The following is a 399-nucleotide window of genomic DNA, read 5'->3' on the forward strand; positions in this document are numbered from 1 at the left end:
GCCCTCAACCTCATCCGGCTCGATACCTCGATCAAGACCAGCATCAAGACCAAGCGACTGCTGGCGGCGACATCCGACGAGTTTCGTGCGGCATTGCTGGGCTTCGAAGCACCTGACGAGGATGACGATGAATGATAAATGCGTAGCTGCGGGAGCCCTGCCACTCCCTGGACTTGAGCCATACGGCCGCTGATCAATCATTAAATCGAAAAACATCAAATCATGCAAAAAAATTATATTATTTCGATATTTATACCTGTAATATTAATTATATTACTATGGGCCATGTATGTTTCTGGATATAAGAACCCCTCTGGGTCAAGATGGTTGTCGCCTCGATAGAATCTGAAACTCGAGGGCGATAACGGAAGAACGAAGTGGCCAGATACGGACAAGCAT

1 pseudogene is annotated in these 399 nt (G+C 47.1%); it reads left to right on the forward strand.

The features are described from left to right. Positions 1 to 135, forward strand: a pseudogene (locus DNK49_RS23410) (ISAs1 family transposase); the annotation flags it as partial. Between the last annotated feature and the right edge of the window lie 264 nt (positions 136 to 399).

Origin of the sequence: Parazoarcus communis SWub3 = DSM 12120, from assembly GCF_003226565.1 — a bacterium.
In the GTDB taxonomy this organism is placed as follows: domain Bacteria; phylum Pseudomonadota; class Gammaproteobacteria; order Burkholderiales; family Rhodocyclaceae; genus Parazoarcus; species Parazoarcus communis.